Here is a 14,782-nt window from a genome sequence, read left to right as displayed (position 1 = left end):
GACCAAGCGTACTGGTCTAGTAACCGACCCTCTTGTCAACGACATTGTGGAGCGTTTCCCCGGCCACGAAGCGGCGGATGTTCTCGGCGACGATCTCCTGACTACGGCGCCGCGTACCGGTGCTGGTCGCTCCGTTGTGCGGCGTCACGATGACATTGGGCAACGACCAGAACGCGCTCTCCGGTGGCAACGGCTCGACGCCGTGCGCGTCCAGGCCGGCGCCGGCGATCTGCCCGGTCTTCAGCGCTTCCAGCAACGCGTCGTCGTCCGCGATCCCGCCGCGCGAGATGCAGATGAAGTACGCCGACGACTTCATCCGCGCGAACGCCTCCCGGCCGAACACCCCTCGCGTCGACGGGGTCCGCGGCGCGGTGACCACGACGAAGTCCGACTCCGCCAGCAACCGGTCCAGATCGCACAGTTCGTCGACGTACGGCGAGGGCAGCTCCGGCCGGCGTCGTACGCCGAGAACGCGCATGTGGAACGCCTTCGCCTTGAGCGCGAGGTCCATGCCGGAGTGGCCCAGACCGTAGATGCCGACCGTGAGCCCGGCCAGCTCGCTGTGCACGAAGTGGTCCCAGCGATGATCCGCCTGCGCCCGCATCCAGCGCGGTACGTCGCGGTTCAGCATGAGCATCAGCAGCATCGAGTGCTCGGCCAGCGAGATCCCGCCGTTGCCGGCGCTCGAGGTCAGCACCACCGGCGACGCCAGCATCTCGGGTGAGAGGTCGGCGTCGACCCCGGCCGACGGGCTGTGCACCCACCGCAGTCGTGGCGCCTTGGCCAGCACCGGCGCCGGCACCCGGCCGATCACGGCCTCCATCTCCCCGAACACATCGGAGGCGTCGTCGAGCGTGTCGACGAACCGGATCCGGGCGGCACCGGCAGCCTCGACGTACGCCGGCGATTCCTTGCCTACAACAACGATCATCATGTGCCGCTCCAATCAACGTGTACGACCTCGAGCAGGCCGGCGGTCGGGATGACGACCTCGACGCGGCCGTCCGCGACCGTGGGTTCGACGTCGACGCCGGCCACGAGCAGCCGGACCTTCAGGGGCCGATCGGGTACGGCGATCGACACGGTCTGCGGGGGCAATGGGAGTGTCTCGCGGATCGGCCCGCGCATCGCCATCGGGTTCGTGAGGTTGACCAGGGCAACGGCCACGCCGGTGTCCCCACGGTGTACGGCGACGTCGACCAGGCCGGCGCCGTCGACGGTCACGTCGGGCGTCTTGCCGAGCGCCCAGCCCACCGCGTTCGCGATCAGCCGGCCGTGATCGGACTGGAGCGCCTCCCAGAAGATCGCGCCGAGGTTGAACGGGAAGTAGACGGTCCGGCCGCCGTTGGCGTTCTCGGTGCAGATCACCGCCGGCCGATCCGGCGCCTCCCGCTGATACACCTCCTCCATCGGCAGATCCGGGAAGTCCGGAATGAACCGGAACGGAATCACTCCGCGCGCTTCGACCCCGAGGATGTGGGTACCACCAATGATCCGGGTCGTGTCCTCGAATCCGGCATTCAGCGGATGGGAGTCCATCAGCGCGATGTAGTTGTTCTGCACCGGCCGACTCGGTTCGACCAGCCGCACACCCAGCACGTCGCCGAGCCCGAAATCCGATCGCGCCTCGCCACGTTCGTCGTACAAGGAGCTCTGGTGCGACGCCACCAGCGAGCCACCGGTCTCCACGTACTGGCGGAGGACGTCGCACTGCTCGTCGCTGAGCTGCTCCGCGTTGGCGAGGACGATCACCTTGAACGGGCGGAGCCGCTCCGCGGACAGGAGCTGGTCGGGGACGAACTCGAACGGGACCCGTGCCTCGACCAGCGCGTGGTAGAAGCCGTCCTCGTGATCGTGGTCGCCGGCGCGGAGTTGTCCGGTCCGGGTCGGGTCCAGGAGCGCGATCTCCGCGGTGATCTCGAGGTCCTTGAGGACCGGCTCGACGGTCGCGTGCAGGTTGAAGGCATCGACGACCGGCTGCACCCAGCGGTGGTCCTGCACGCTCGCGTTGAACTTGGTGAACCAAGGGAGCGCTCCCTGGGCGAACCCGTCGACGATCCAGGTCTTCGTCTCTTCGCCGGGCGCGACCGAATCCTTCCAGCGGTACTTGTGCTCAGGCCCGACCGACGTGATCAGCCGCACCGGCCGGTCGGGGAAGACACCGCGGTTGCGCTTGCCGTTGCGGCCCGTCGCCCACGGCGCCTCGGTCCCGGAGCGGCCCTGCTTGTCGATGATGAACAGCGGCGCGAGCGGCTCGGCCAGATCGCGAGCCAGATCCCGCGCGGCCAGAGCCCCGAGGTTCGGGACGAAACGCGCATGGGGTCGCAGGTCGCGGACCGCCTGGTCCCAGACACCGACGAGTTCACCGAGCTGCCGGCGTCGCCAGGCGACGTACTCCGGCCAGCCCTCGGCGTGCTCGGCCGCCGGCAGTTCGAGGCCGGTCTCGTCCCGGAACGACCGGCGAGCGCTCTCGCTGTACGAGATGCCGTAGTACCCCTCCCACCGATTGGCGAACACCGCGTCGACGCCGTACTCGCGGACGATCTCGCGGATCACCTCTGTGATGAACTCCCGGTGGTACGCCGTGAACGCGCACGTCAGCCAGATCCCCGGGTACGCCCAATGCTCGATCGGGTTGCCCTCACGATCACGGGCGAGCCACTCGGGATGGGCGGCCGCGGCGTCGGCATGGACCGCGTGCGGATCCACCCGGGCCATCACGCTCATCCCGAGACTCCGGGCGCCGTCGACGAGCGTGCCGAACGGGTCTGCGTCACCGAGGTACTTGCTGCGGTGGTGGTACTCGAGCTGGGTCGGGTAGTACGCGACGTAGCCGCCGGCGCTGATGCAGGTCGCGTTGGACTTGCTCTCGCGCATCAGCCGCAGCCAGAAGTCCGCGTCGAAGTGCTCGGGATCGTCCTCGACCAGGGTGATCTGGCCCAGCGGGTCGCCGCCAACGGCCAGTCCGGATCGGAATCGGCTGCTCGGTCCTGCTGCTCGGGCTCGGCGTGCATCGCGCCTCCGGAGTCGTCGGTTCCAAAATTGTCAGACAAGAATGCACGCCTGGCAAGAGCCCCTGTTAGCCTTTCGCCCGTGGACTACCGAGGCCATGAGCTGAGCGCGAACATCTCGATGCTCTTCACCGAGCTGCCCTACCCGGACCGCTACGCCGCTGCCGCGGCCGCCGGCTTCCGCGTCGTCGAGTCGTGGTGGCCCTTCGCCGGACCCGATCCGTCCACGGCCGAGATCGACGACTTCGTGCGTACCGTCGAGGCCGCCGGGGTGCCGCTGGGGGCGCTGAACTTCTACGGCGGCGACATCCCGGGCGGAGAGCGCGGGGTCGCTTCGCATCCGGATCGGCAGGACGAGTTGGCCGCCAACGTCCGAGCCGTGGTCGCTATCGCGGAACGGACCGGGTGCCGGCTCTTCAACCTGCTCTACGGACAGCTCGACGATCGCTGGTCACCGGCAGAGCAGGAGTCCACGGCCTCGACGGCGATCCGGTCCGCGGCCGCAGCTGTGGCTGGATTCGGCGGCACTGTGCTGATCGAGCCACTCACCCAGGGCTTGAACGGCCGCTATCCGTTGCTCACCGCGGACGACGTACTCGCGCTGCTGGACGGGCCGCTGAAGGATGTCGACAACCTGTCGCTGCTCTTCGACACGTTCCACCTGGGCAGCAACGGCGTCGACCTCGTCGCGACAGCCTCGGCTTTGGGGGCGAACATCGCGCATGTGCAGCTCGCGGACAGTCCCGGCCGGGGCGAGCCGGGGTCGGGCGCATTGCCGATCGACGCGACGCTGGATGCGTTGAAGGCGGCCGGATATCAGGGCGTCGCCGCCTGCGAGTACAAGCCGACCACGGACACCGCGTCGAGCCTGGCGTGGATCTAGACGCTTTCGGAGGCGATAGCGCGGAGGGCGTCGGCGACCGCGGCAACGGCCGGGGTCTGGGTGCGGCGGGTCAGCAGGAAGACCTCGCGTCCGACGGCTCCCTCGGCCGGTAGGCGGACGGCAACGCCGGGAGCGCCGTGACCGAGGACCAGGTCCGGGAGGAGTGCGCCGGCGCCGGTCGTACGGACGAGCTCGAGCAGGATCAGGAAGTCGTCGGAGCTGTAGCGGAGGTCGGGTTCGAAGCCGCCGAGCTCGCGGCAGACTCGCACCTGCATCTCGCGGTGGCCGGTGCCGGGCTGGCAGCACGCCCAGGGGATGCCGGCCAGTCGCGCGATCGAGACGCGGTCGGCCGCGGCCTCGGGGTGGTCTGCGGGCAGGACGACGCGGAGCTGTTCGCGCAGCAAGGGCTCGCGACGCAGGTCGGCGTGCACGGCTCGGGGCTGGCCGTCGTACTCGTCGCCGACGACTACGTCCAACTGCTGGAGCCGGAGAGCCGGTGCGGCCTGCTCCACCTCGGCCTCGGTGGCTTCGACCCGGATGTCAGGATGCGTGGCGGCCAGCGTTCGTACGGCGGGAGCCACGATCCGCAGGAACGCCGATTGGAACGACGCGATCCGGACCACCCCGGCCACTCGGCCCGCCGCCACCGTCGCCAGCTCGGCCTCGGCCGCCTCCACGCCCTCCAGCAGTGTCGACGCGTGCCGCACGAGGACCTGGCCGGCCGCGGTCAGCCGGACGTTGCGCCCGATCCGCTCCAGCAGTGGCGTCCCGGCCTCTCGCTCCAGAACTGACAGCTGCTGCGAGATGGCGCTGGGCGTGTAGCCGAGCGCGCGGGCGGCGCCATGGACCGTGCCGCGGTCGTGGACTTCGCGGAGCAGGCGGAGACGGTGCAGATCCAGCATCTGTTCAGAATAGCTACACGATCCTGTCCACGAAGCCGCGATGGACGTGAACAATCGGCGTCCCTGACCATCGATGGCGTGGGCGCCCTCTTCTGTCTTCTCTCCGCCGCCGCCTTCGGGGCGATGGCCGTGTTCGGCAAGCTGTCGTACAACGCGGGTGTGTCGGTCGACGCCCTGCTGCTGGTCCGGTTCGGACTGGCCGGGGCGGTGTTGCTGACCGTCGCGTTGGCTCGTGGCGCATTGCGGGGTCTGCCGCGTCGCGCCGTACTGATCGGGCTGGGGATGGGGGTCTTCGGGTACGCGGCGCAGGCCGGTCTCTACTTCTCCGCGCTCACCCGGATCGATGCCTCGCTGGTCGCGCTGATCCTCTACGTCTACCCGGTGCTGGTCATGGCCGGGGCCGTCGTCCTCGGGCGGGAGCGCGCGTCGCGGCGGCGGATGTGGGCGCTGGGCTTGGCACTGGTCGGGATCGGGCTGGTGCTCAGTGGGGCGGCGACGGGACATTTCGATGTGCTCGGCGCGTTGCTGGCGTTCGGGGCGGCGGCCGTCTACACGGTCTACATCCTGGTCGGTGATCGGGCCGGAGTCCCTCCGCTCGCGCTTGCGGCGCTGGTCTGCGTCGGGGCGTTCGGAACGTTCCTGGTCACCGGGCTGTTCAGAGGCGGCACCGACCTCAGCTTCGCGCCGGCCGGGTGGCTGTGGCTGGGCGCGTTGGCGATGGTCAGTACGGTCGCGGCGATCCTGCTGTTCTTCGCCGGCATGGCCCGCGTCGGCCCGTCGGTGGCGTCGATCCTGTCCATCCTCGAGCCGGTCGTGACAGTGGTCGCGGCCGCCGCGGTCTTCGGCGAGCAGCTCACCACGATCCAGCTGTTCGGCGGCGCGCTGGTCCTGTCCGCCGTACTGATCGTGCAGTGGCCGACTCGCGCGGCCGCCGTCACACCGCGGACCGAAGACTCCCTGGTCAGCAGCTAGGACTTCTTGCGGGTGGTGGGTTTCGGCTTGAGCGATCGCGCGTACGCGAAGCTCACCGCGAAGTGCTCGCGCAGCTCGTCGGTGTCGGCCAGGAGTGCGTCCGGGACGACGACGTACTCCTTCTGGACGACGCCATGCGCGACGTTGAGGCTCGTGTCGTACTTGGTCAGGAACGCGGCACGCTCGGCTTCGGGGAGTCGCAATGCGAGAGTGCCGTTCTCGTTCAGCATCGAGAACATGTTGCCGTTGACCGAGGTGTAGGGAAAGCCGGCGCCCTTGCGTTCGACGTCGGGGAACAGTCCGACCAACGCGTCGAACAGGGCGACCTTCTCGTCCGGAGCTTTGGCCATCAGGCTGGCCGGCAGGTGGGGGCGGCGGTAAGGGTTGCGTTGGCTCGGGCGGCGGCATTGAGGTTTCTCGGGGCGTGGGTCCAGGCAGCGACCCACATCTCCTGGGCGTGTTCGGCGCCGAAATCGCCGGCTGCGTGGGCGGCCATCATCGCGAGGTGGTCGGCCCAGTCGCGGGCGGCCGCGCGGTCGGCGGTGGCCGCGGCGTCGAGAGCCGTCAGGCGTTTGGTGCACGCCGCCGCGGTGTCACCCGGCAGTTTCGCGCAACTGTCTGCCGATTTCGCCTGCGCGGTCAGGGCGGCATTCAGTGCGGCGATATCTCCGGGTCCGGCCAGCCGGGTCCGCTTCCAGATTGCCTTTGTGGTCGCTTCGGTATTTGTGCCGTTCAGCAAATCGGTCCGTGCCTGAACGTGTTCGCGCCAATGCTCAGCGGCAGTACGCGCGGCCGCCACCACGGCCTCGGTCGTCCGGATCTCGGCGGCACACGCCTCCGCCGCTGAGCTCACTGCCTTGTTCGCCGCCGGCACGCTGGCCGAAGGTGTTGCGGGCGGGGAATGGCTTGCACTGTGGGCAGCGTGGCTCGCGCTCGGCGGCGGCTGACTCAACTGTTTGTCTGAGGAGCCCAGCTGGGCGATCGCCACCCCCGCCGCGACCGCCACCGCGGCGACCACCCCCACGACGAGCAGCAGCGGCCCCCGCCGCCGATGAATGGCTCGTTTGGCTCGCGACATTTTCAAGCCCCCAACTTGAAGAATCCGTCCGGCCCAAAATGCTGCCACGCCGATCGATAATGCGCGACTGATTCACGGTACGCGCCAGTAATCCTGCAATCCGTACGACGCACTGACCGATCGAATCCACTCGGACACAGCGAGCGTCGACACAATCGTTGCGGGATCTTTCGACCGGGTTCGGCACGTCGGACGGCAGACTTGACGTATGGACCGGCGGATGGCGTGGGCGGGGGTCGTCGCGTTCGTGATGACGGCCGCGATCGCCTGTACCACCGACGACGCGGTACCCCCCGCGTCGGCTCCGAGCGCGACCTCCTCGACCCCTGCCGCGCCATCCGCCGCTCCCACGCCGTCCGTCAGTTCGAAACCCGGCACGCCGTCCGCCCGCCCGACGACTCCGGCCGCCGCCCCGCATCCGGTGTCTCTCCAGGCGTTGATGGCGAAGAAGTACAACGGCGGCAACCTCCGCCTCGGCCGCGTCCTCGCGCGCAACGCCGCCTACACCCGCTACCACGTCACCTACACCAGCGGATCGTTGACCATCTCCGGGATCATGAACGTCCCGACCACGCCCGGACCGCATCCGGCACTCGTCCTGAACCACGGCTACATCGACCCCGCCATCTACACCAACGGCCGCGGCCTGATGCGCGAGCAGGACTACCTCGCCCGCCGCGGGTACGTCGTCCTGCACACCGACTACCGCAATCACGCGCAATCGTCGGACGACCCGCGCTCCGAGCTCGACCTGCGACTCGGCTACACCGAGGACGTCATCAACGCCGTCCGCGCCCTGCGGACCTCGCAGTACGTCGACCCCGAACGGATCGGACTGCTCGGCCGGTCGATGGGCGGCGGGATCACCTACAACGTGCTCGTCGCGCAACCCGGCCTGGTGAAGGCGGCTGTCGTGTTCGCGCCGGTCAGCTCGGACGCGGTCGACAACTTCGACCGCTGGGTGCGGAACGAGCGCCCGATCGCGACCACGATCCTGCGCACGTACGGCGAACCGTCACGCAACCCGGCCTTCTGGCACAACCTGTCCGCGGTGAACTTCTTCGACCGCGTCACCGAACCAGTGCTGATCCACCACGGCGCATCCGACTCGACCTGCCCGATCGCCTGGTCCCGCGAGACCCTCGCCGCGCTGAAGTCCGCCGGCAAGACGGTGACCATGTACACCTACCCGGGCGAGGAACATGCCTTCGGACCGGCCTGGCCGACCTCGATGGCCCGCACCGTCACCTTCCTCGAACAACAAGGCCTCTGAGCGTCAGACCGACTGCGGGGCGCGAATCCCGGCGAACAACTCGCCGGCACGCGCACCCACCTCGGGTCCCGTCAGCGCCTCCCCCGGTCGGTTGCCATAAGCGAGGAGTTCGCCGCCCCACCGCATGTCCAGGTAGTCCGCGACCAGCCGCAGTGTGCCGAGCATCGGCTCGACCTCGGCCGGATCCTTGGCCGTGTGCGCGGTCACGGCCCAGAGCGTCTTGCCGGCCATCCGTTCCCGGAAGTCCACCCCCGGCACCCGCATCCAGCCCGACCAGTGATCGAGGTACTCCTTGACGCTCGCCGACACCGTGAACCAGTAGAGCGGCGAGGCGATCACCAGGTCGGTCGCCTCCAGCGTCGCCTCCAGCAACATCCGGTGGTCACCGCCCGGCAGCGGATACACCCCGTCGCCGTCGTGCCGGACGTCCCGGAACGGCTCGACCTCGAGATCGCTCAACCGAAGCCAGGTCTGCCGCACGTCGGCCGGCAACCCGGCCGCCGCGAGCCGCGCCAGCGCCTCGGTGTTCCCGCCCGGCCGCGTGGTCCCCAACAGGAACAGAAAGCTCCGGCTCATCCACCCACTCCTACTCATGCATGTGCAACTATTGCATAAGCGTACTACGGGCGCGGGCCGGGCGCATCATGCGGACTTGGGTTGCCATTCGTCGTTGGACATCTGCAGGATCACCCACGCCACCGCGGTGAACCCGGCCGCCTGCAGACCCCAGCCGAACAGGTCCAGCGTGTGATTGGGCACGATGATCGCCGCGACGAAGTGGATCGGCTGCGACACCATCACCGCCACCGCGGCCCACCGGCCGACGATCCGCGACCGCCACATCGCGATCCCGAGCAGGACCGTCCCCACCACGTGCCCGAGGACGAACACCGCCCCGGCAAGGTTCATCGATCCGTGCGTCACGTCGACGGCCTTCGCGATCGACGCCGGGTCCAGCCCCGCCATCCCCGCCGACCAGGTGAACAGGTCACTCGACGCCGCCCACGGCAACGACAGATACCCGGGTACGACGAGGAACAGCGCGATCGCGGTCATCCACGGCGCCCCACGCCGGGTGAGCTTGCCGACCGCGTACGCCCCGGGAACCAGCGTCAGGATCCCGATGTAGCCGAGCCAGATCACCAGCGAACTGCGATCCAGATTGCCGACAACCTTGTTCACGATCGTCGGCACGTCGTCGACGGTGTCGTACGGCAGGAAATACCGCAGCAGGGCGATCGCGGCCGGCCCGATCGGCAGGATCAACGCCGCGACCCACCGGGATACCGGCCGTACGTCGGCGCGCGTCGTACTCGTCATCGTCTGTGTCATCGCACACCTGCCAGCTCACGGGACGGCAGGAGCACTGCCACCACACCAAGGATGGTTGCCGCGACCCCGACTCCCGCCGCCGCGACCGCCGGCGCCGGCACGTCGGAGGCGAAGAACGCCGGCACCGCGAGCAACGCCGAGGCCAACCGCAGCGTGATCAGCGGCGCCAATGCCCACCGCTTCCCCTGCCACGCGAAGCCGACCAGCACCAGGCTGATCAGCCCGGCCACCGCCGCGCCGATCGCGATCTCCATCGGCGGGTGCTCCCCGTCCGTCAACAGCGGCGTGAACAGGTCCACGACCGCGAGCATGCCGAGCACGACGAGCCCGAACCGATTCCTCCGAGTCATCTCATTACCCCCTCATCAGGTTTCCGACCGCCCCACCGTCGCTTGCCGGGGGCGCTCCGCACCTGGGCGCCGGGTCCCGCGTCGCCAGGCAGTTCCCCGGCGGATCCGGGACCCCGGTCCCGAGACGCCGGGAACCTTCCGGGCGCACACTGCCGCTATGAGCCCATCCGATCCGGCCACCCGCCGCTTCCCCACCGCGCGGGTGCTTGCGGGCGGACTGGGTGTCTTCGTGGTGGCCGAGGTGATCGCGGCGCTCGTGCTCTCCGCGGCGGTCGGCTGGGGTTGGCACGATCTCGTGGACACGTTCGTGGTGACGAACGGCCTGATGGGCCTGACGTTCGGACTGTGTGGCGCCGTGATCGCGTGGCACCGGCCGGCGAACCCGATCGGCTGGCTGTTCATCGCAGACGGCATCGGTCACGCCACCACCGCGATGGCCGCACCGCTCGGTCGGCAACTCGTCGAGTCCGGCGCCCCGATCGCCGCGCAGCGCCTGGCCGTCACGGTCTTCCTCTGGTCGTGGCCCTGGTCGATCGCGCTCTTCCTCCCGCTGGCGCTCCTGCTCTTCCCGACCGGCCGGCTGCTCTCACCGCGCTGGCGGTGGGCGGCGATCGGCATCGTCGCCACCTCACCCCTGTTCGTCCTCGAGATGGCGACCGACGACGTACCGCCCACGGCCGACGTACCCACGGGCTACCTGACGATCTCGTCGTACGACGGTCTCCAGCCCCTGTGGACGATCGCCGAGCTCCGCAACATCGTCGCGTTGCTGCTGGCCATCGGTTGCCTGCTGATCCGATACCGCCGGGCGGACGAAATGGGCCGTCGGCAACTCCTGTGGTTGCTGCTGGCCTCGGTCGTCGCGATCCTGTTCGTGACGCCCTGGGCCTTCGTCGCCGGGACCCCGATCCTCGTCCTGCTGGCGATCCCGCTGATCCCGATCTCGGTAGCGGTCGCGATCGTGCGCTACCAGCTGCTCGACATCCGCCTCGTCGTCTCCCGCGCACTGACCTGGGCGCTCCTGTCACTGGTTGCCATCGGCGCCTATGCCGCCCTGGTCGCGCTCCTCGACTCTCTCATCGCATCCCAGGTCGGCCGCTCCGCCGCCGTCACCGTCCTCGTCGCGCTGATCATCGCGCCGGTCCTCCCCCGCCTCCAGCAGCTCGTCGACCGGGCCTTGTACGGCGATCGCCACGACCCGGCCCGCGTCGCGTCCCGCGTCGGCGAACAACTCTCCGCCGGCCTCCCCGGCGTGGTCGCCGCCATCCGCGCGGCCCTCCGCCTCCCGTACGCCGCTCTGATCGTCGACACCCAGACCATCGCCCAGGACGGCACACCCCCGCAGACCGTCGTACCGCTCGAACTCGAGTACGGCGGTCAGGTGGTCGGATCGCTTGACGTCGGAGTGCGATCCGGCGAGTCCGGGTTGTCGTCGGCCGACCGCAACGTGCTCGCGCTGGTGGCCGTCCCGCTCGCTGTGGCTGTGCACGCGACGCGTCTGTCGGCTGAGCTTCAGGCGTCCCGCGAGAAGCTCGTCTCCGCTCGCGAGGAGGAACGCCGCCGGCTGCGCCGCGACCTCCACGACGGGCTCGGCCCGACGCTGACCGGCGTCGCGTTCACCGCGGACGCGGCCGCCAACCTCATCAGCACCGATACGTCGAAGGCCCAGGAACTGCTCACCACCCTGCGCGCGGACACGCGCACCGCGATCACCGACGTACGGCGGCTTGTCGACGATCTGCGCCCGCCGGCCCTGGACGAACTCGGCCTGATCGGCGCACTGCGTCAACGGGCGGATCAACTGTCGTTCCGTGCCGACGGCGCGTCCATCCAGGTCGAGGTGGCGGCCGACGGGCTGCCGGTACTGCCCGCGGCGCTCGAGGTTGCGGCGTACCGGATCGCGACCGAGGCGCTGACGAACGTCGTACGGCACTCCCGCGCGACCTCCGCCGTACTGGCGTTGCGCTGTGACAGCGACCTGGAGATCGAGGTGACCGACGACGGTCCGCCGAACGGCGCGTGGCGACCGGGCGTCGGCCTCCATGCGATGCGGGAGCGCGCGGCCGAACTGGGTGGGACGTTCGAGGCCGGCCCGACTCCGGCGGGTGGGATCGTGCACGCGAGTTTTCCCTTGGAGCGCGGATGATTCGGGTCGTGCTGGCCGATGATCACCCCGTGGTGCGGGCGGGCCTGGCGGCTTTGCTCACGTCGCTGGACGGCATCGAGGTGGTGGGCGTCGCGTCGACCGGCCGGGAGGCGGTGCGTGAGGTGATCACGATGCGCCCGGATGTCGCCGTACTCGATCTGCAGATGCCCGATCTCGACGGGTTCGCCGCGACGCGGGAGCTGGCGCGATCGGCGCCGGAGGTCGCCGTCCTCGTGCTGACGATGTTCGAGGACGACGACTCGGTCTTCGCCGCGATGCGGGCCGGCGCCCGCGGCTACCTGGTGAAGGGCGCCGAGCAGGAGGAGATCGCCCGGGCGATCCGCGCGGTCGCCGCCGGCGAGGCGATCTTCGGCCCGGGCGTCGCGCGGCGCGTGCTCGGCTTCTTCTCCGCACCACCGCCCGCCGCCGAGCCGTTCCCCGAGCTCACCGCCCGCGAACGCGAGATCCTCGACCTCCTCGCCGCCGGCCTGTCCAACACCGCCATCGCCGACCGCCTCAGCCTGGCCTCGAAGACCGTCGCCAACAATGTCTCCACGATCTTCACCAAACTGGGCACCGCAGACCGCTCCGCCGCCATCATCCAGGCCCGCAACGCCGGCCTCGGTACCGACGCCGGCTAGCGGATCGCGTCGAGGTAGCGGTTGCCGATGGTGCGCAAGTGGTCGATGAGGCCCGGTGGGCCGTCGACGTGGAAGTCGAGGCCGAGCATGCCGATGTAGACGGCAACGATCTCCAGGGACTCGCCGCCGGTGACGAGGACGCATGTACTGTCGTCGACCGATTCCACCACCCCGACGGCCGCGTGGATCCGCGAGAGCACCTCCTCGGCCGGGGCGAACACCGTGATCCGGGCATGCACCTTCCACCCGGTCGACGCGACGTCGCGCAGGACGAAGTCGGTGTAGTCGTCACCCGGCATCGGTCGGGGCTGGTAGCGACGACCTGTTGCCATCCGCAACGTCATCCAGTCGACCCGGTACGTGCGCCACTCACCGGCTTCGTCACGCGCGACGAGGTACCAGTACCGCTGCCAGCTCACCAGCCGGTAAGGCTCGACCAGGATCGGCAGGTCGTGGCCGATCCCCGACCCCGCGCTCCGCAGCGAAACGCCTTCCGGTAGCGCGTAGTCGAAGCGCAGATAGTGCTCGTCGCGGATGCACGCGGCGATCGCGGTCAGTACGGCGGGATCGATCTCGGGAGCCTCGACGTTCGATCCCGTGATCTCGGGGCCCTTCTCCATCGCGCGGTGGACCGCGTTCACCTGGCGCCGGAGCCGGTGCGGCAGGACCTGCTCCAGCTTCGTCAACGCCCGTGCACTGCTGTCGGCCATCCCGGCGACGCTGGCGCCGGTATGCAGTCCCACCGCGACCGCCACCGCCTCCTCGTCGTCGAGCAGCAGCGGCGGGAGCTTCGCGCCGACACCGAGCTGGTAATGACCCGCCGGCCCGCGCGTCGCGTCCACCGGGTAGCCGAGCTCTCGGAGCCGATCGATGTCGTTGCGAACAGTCCGCGTGGTCACCTCCAGCCGCTCGGCCAGCTCGGCGCCGGTCCAGGCCGGCCGGGTCTGCAGCAACGCCAGCAGGGACAGCAGGCGCGACGAAGTCTCCAGCACATCCGTCTCCTAAATAGGAATCTAATGTTCCTATACGGATTCTACGGTAGGACCATGAACACGAACGAGAGCATCCGGCCCTTCACCGTCGACATCGCCCAGGCTGACCTGGACGATCTGCACGCCCGCCTCGCGCGGACGCGGCTGCCCGAGCCCGTACCCGGCGACGACTGGGAGTACGGCACCCCGAACCACTACCTCCGCGAGATGGTCGACCACTGGCAGGACGGGTTCGACTGGCGTGCGCAGGAGGCGCGGATGAACGAGTTCCCGCACTACCTGACCGAGATCGACGGCCAGACGGTCCACTTCATCCACGTCCCGTCCAAGGTCGAGGGTGCGACCCCGCTGCTGCTGGTCCACTCCTACCCCGGGTCGTTCGTCGACTTCCTGGACATGATCGGCCCGCTCACCGACCCTTCGGCGTACGGCGGATCGGACGCCGACGCCTTCTCGGTGGTCGTCCCGTCGATCCCCGGCTTCGGATTCAGCGCGCCGCTCGTCGACCGCGGCTGGACGATGGCCCGGGTCGCCCGGACCTTCGACACCCTGATGCGCCGGCTGGGCTACTCGTCGTACGGCTCACACGGCTCCGACGGCGGCGCGATGGTCTCGCGGGAGCTCGGCCTGCTCAATCCTGAAGGCTTCCTCGGTCTGCACGTGCTGCAGCTGTTCTCGTTCCCGTCGGGCGACCCGGCCGAGTTCGAGAAGTTCACGCCGGAGGACTACGCTGCGCTGGAGCACCTGAAGTGGTTCCAGTCGGTCGGCGGGTACAACGCGATCAACTCCACCCGTCCGCAGACCGTTGCCGTCGGCATCTCCGACTCGCCGGTCGGGCAGCTGGCCTGGAACGAGCTCTTCAACAGCTTCGGCAACGGCACCAGCCTGGTCACCCGCGACCAGATCCTCACCGAGGTCTCGCTGTACTGGTTCACCAACTCCTCGGCCGCGGCCGGCCGCTACCACTACGAGGAGGCCCACGCCGGCGCCGAGCCCCAGCAGAACCACGCCCCGACCGGCGTCGCCGTCTTCGCCGACGACTTCAAGACGATCCGCCCGCTGGCCGAGCGCGACAACACCAACATCGTCCACTGGTCCAACTTCAAGACCGGCGGCCACTACGCCTCCCTCGAGCGCCCCGAGGACCTGACCGCCGACCTGCGCACCTTCTTCCGCAACCTGTAACCCCAACCACCCATGGC

The 14,782-nt window shown here is 69.3% G+C and carries 15 protein-coding genes; 6 read left to right on the top strand and 9 right to left on the bottom strand.

All coding sequences use genetic code 11. The features are described 5' to 3' along the window. Positions 1-16: 16 nt before the first annotated feature. Together ACZ6O0_RS42300 and ACZ6O0_RS42295 are read right to left on the bottom strand one after the other, a co-directional pair. Positions 17-934 carry a D-2-hydroxyacid dehydrogenase gene (locus ACZ6O0_RS42300; RefSeq protein ID WP_465770754.1) on the bottom strand — a complete coding sequence of 306 codons (918 nt, stop codon included), beginning with the start codon at positions 932-934 and terminating at the stop codon, positions 17-19. Next, positions 931-2,877: an alpha-amylase family protein gene (locus tag ACZ6O0_RS42295; protein WP_465770753.1), complete on the bottom strand. Its 1,947-nt coding sequence runs from the start codon at positions 2,875-2,877 to the stop codon at positions 931-933. The genes ACZ6O0_RS42300 and ACZ6O0_RS42295 overlap by 4 nt, the downstream gene beginning before the upstream one ends. Before the next feature lie 216 nt (positions 2,878-3,093). Between ACZ6O0_RS42295 and ACZ6O0_RS42290 the strand changes: the two genes are divergently transcribed. After that, positions 3,094-3,894 carry a hydroxypyruvate isomerase family protein gene (locus ACZ6O0_RS42290; protein WP_465770752.1) on the top strand — a complete coding sequence of 267 codons (801 nt, stop codon included), beginning with the start codon at positions 3,094-3,096 and terminating at the stop codon, positions 3,892-3,894. Here ACZ6O0_RS42290 and ACZ6O0_RS42285 read toward each other — a convergent pair. After that, positions 3,891-4,796 carry a LysR family transcriptional regulator gene (locus ACZ6O0_RS42285; protein ID WP_465770751.1) on the bottom strand — a complete coding sequence of 302 codons (906 nt, stop codon included), beginning with the start codon at positions 4,794-4,796 and terminating at the stop codon, positions 3,891-3,893. The two genes, ACZ6O0_RS42290 and ACZ6O0_RS42285, sit on opposite strands and share 4 nt — an antisense overlap. Positions 4,797-4,874: 78 nt before the next feature. Between ACZ6O0_RS42285 and ACZ6O0_RS42280 the strand changes: the two genes are divergently transcribed. After that, on the top strand, positions 4,875-5,768 hold the full coding sequence (locus ACZ6O0_RS42280) for a DMT family transporter (protein ID WP_465770750.1): 894 nt from the start codon (positions 4,875-4,877) through the stop codon (positions 5,766-5,768). Here the strand turns inward: ACZ6O0_RS42280 and ACZ6O0_RS42275 are convergent. Together ACZ6O0_RS42275 and ACZ6O0_RS42270 are read right to left on the bottom strand one after the other, a co-directional pair. After that, positions 5,765-6,118 (bottom strand): hypothetical protein, encoded by a 354-nt coding sequence (locus ACZ6O0_RS42275; protein ID WP_465770749.1) that lies wholly within the window; start codon positions 6,116-6,118, stop codon positions 5,765-5,767. The genes ACZ6O0_RS42280 and ACZ6O0_RS42275 overlap by 4 nt on opposite strands. Further along, positions 6,118-6,852 (bottom strand): hypothetical protein, encoded by a 735-nt coding sequence (locus ACZ6O0_RS42270; RefSeq protein ID WP_465770748.1) that lies wholly within the window; start codon positions 6,850-6,852, stop codon positions 6,118-6,120. The genes ACZ6O0_RS42275 and ACZ6O0_RS42270 overlap by 1 nt, the downstream gene beginning before the upstream one ends. Positions 6,853-7,054: 202 nt before the next feature. Between ACZ6O0_RS42270 and ACZ6O0_RS42265 the strand changes: the two genes are divergently transcribed. Next, positions 7,055-8,119 carry an alpha/beta hydrolase family protein gene (locus tag ACZ6O0_RS42265; RefSeq protein ID WP_465770747.1) on the top strand — a complete coding sequence of 355 codons (1,065 nt, stop codon included), beginning with the start codon at positions 7,055-7,057 and terminating at the stop codon, positions 8,117-8,119. A 3-nt stretch (positions 8,120-8,122) separates the two neighbouring features. Here the strand turns inward: ACZ6O0_RS42265 and ACZ6O0_RS42260 are convergent, their stop codons facing one another. From ACZ6O0_RS42260 to ACZ6O0_RS42250, 3 genes are all read right to left on the bottom strand, one after another. Further along, positions 8,123-8,695 carry a flavodoxin family protein gene (locus ACZ6O0_RS42260; RefSeq protein WP_465770746.1) on the bottom strand — a complete coding sequence of 191 codons (573 nt, stop codon included), beginning with the start codon at positions 8,693-8,695 and terminating at the stop codon, positions 8,123-8,125. 66 nt (positions 8,696-8,761) lie between these two features. Further along, positions 8,762-9,451, bottom strand: a complete 690-nt coding sequence (locus ACZ6O0_RS42255) for a hypothetical protein (RefSeq protein ID WP_465770744.1) — start codon at positions 9,449-9,451, stop codon at positions 8,762-8,764. Continuing rightward, positions 9,448-9,801 (bottom strand): hypothetical protein, encoded by a 354-nt coding sequence (locus tag ACZ6O0_RS42250; protein WP_465770743.1) that lies wholly within the window; start codon positions 9,799-9,801, stop codon positions 9,448-9,450. The genes ACZ6O0_RS42255 and ACZ6O0_RS42250 overlap by 4 nt, the downstream gene beginning before the upstream one ends. 157 nt (positions 9,802-9,958) lie before the next feature. Here ACZ6O0_RS42250 and ACZ6O0_RS42245 point away from each other — a divergent pair, with 157 nt between their 5' ends. Further along, a complete protein-coding gene (locus ACZ6O0_RS42245) occupies positions 9,959-11,947 on the top strand; it encodes a sensor histidine kinase (protein WP_465770742.1) in 1,989 nt (662 codons plus the stop codon). Beyond that, entirely contained in the window at positions 11,944-12,588 is a 645-nt protein-coding gene (locus ACZ6O0_RS42240; RefSeq protein ID WP_465770741.1) for a response regulator, read from the top strand. The genes ACZ6O0_RS42245 and ACZ6O0_RS42240 overlap by 4 nt, the downstream gene beginning before the upstream one ends. On the opposite strand, the gene ACZ6O0_RS42235 is transcribed toward ACZ6O0_RS42240, so the two are convergent. Beyond that, entirely contained in the window at positions 12,585-13,580 is a 996-nt protein-coding gene (locus ACZ6O0_RS42235; protein WP_465770740.1) for a helix-turn-helix transcriptional regulator, read from the bottom strand. The two genes, ACZ6O0_RS42240 and ACZ6O0_RS42235, sit on opposite strands and share 4 nt — an antisense overlap. A 54-nt stretch (positions 13,581-13,634) precedes the next feature. On the opposite strand from ACZ6O0_RS42235, the gene ACZ6O0_RS42230 reads away from it, so the two are divergent. After that, positions 13,635-14,765: an epoxide hydrolase family protein gene (locus ACZ6O0_RS42230; RefSeq protein WP_465770739.1), complete on the top strand. Its 1,131-nt coding sequence runs from the start codon at positions 13,635-13,637 to the stop codon at positions 14,763-14,765. Positions 14,766-14,782: the final 17 nt, after the last annotated feature.

The sequence above is a fragment of the Kribbella sp. NPDC048837 genome, assembly GCF_055586945.1.
The sequence above is the reverse complement of the archived record's forward strand: the minus strand, read 5'-3'. Positions and strand labels throughout refer to the sequence as shown.

Bases quoted from the DNA above. Each gene is read 5' to 3' on its own strand.
- ACZ6O0_RS42230 (WP_465770739.1), top strand. From the start codon at position 13,635: ATGAACACGAACGAGAGCATCCGGCCCTTCACCGTCGACATCGCCCAG.
- ACZ6O0_RS42260 (WP_465770746.1), bottom strand. From the start codon at position 8,695: ATGAGCCGGAGCTTTCTGTTCCTGTTGGGGACCACGCGGCCGGGCGGG.
- ACZ6O0_RS42265 (WP_465770747.1), top strand. From the start codon at position 7,055: ATGGACCGGCGGATGGCGTGGGCGGGGGTCGTCGCGTTCGTGATGACG.
- ACZ6O0_RS42250 (WP_465770743.1), bottom strand. From the start codon at position 9,801: ATGACTCGGAGGAATCGGTTCGGGCTCGTCGTGCTCGGCATGCTCGCG.
- ACZ6O0_RS42300 (WP_465770754.1), bottom strand. From the start codon at position 934: ATGATGATCGTTGTTGTAGGCAAGGAATCGCCGGCGTACGTCGAGGCT.
- ACZ6O0_RS42255 (WP_465770744.1), bottom strand. From the start codon at position 9,451: ATGACACAGACGATGACGAGTACGACGCGCGCCGACGTACGGCCGGTA.
- ACZ6O0_RS42240 (WP_465770741.1), top strand. From the start codon at position 11,944: ATGATTCGGGTCGTGCTGGCCGATGATCACCCCGTGGTGCGGGCGGGC.
- ACZ6O0_RS42245 (WP_465770742.1), top strand. From the start codon at position 9,959: ATGAGCCCATCCGATCCGGCCACCCGCCGCTTCCCCACCGCGCGGGTG.
- ACZ6O0_RS42285 (WP_465770751.1), bottom strand. From the start codon at position 4,796: ATGCTGGATCTGCACCGTCTCCGCCTGCTCCGCGAAGTCCACGACCGC.
- ACZ6O0_RS42295 (WP_465770753.1), bottom strand. From the start codon at position 2,877: ATGCGCGAGAGCAAGTCCAACGCGACCTGCATCAGCGCCGGCGGCTAC.
- ACZ6O0_RS42275 (WP_465770749.1), bottom strand. From the start codon at position 6,118: ATGGCCAAAGCTCCGGACGAGAAGGTCGCCCTGTTCGACGCGTTGGTC.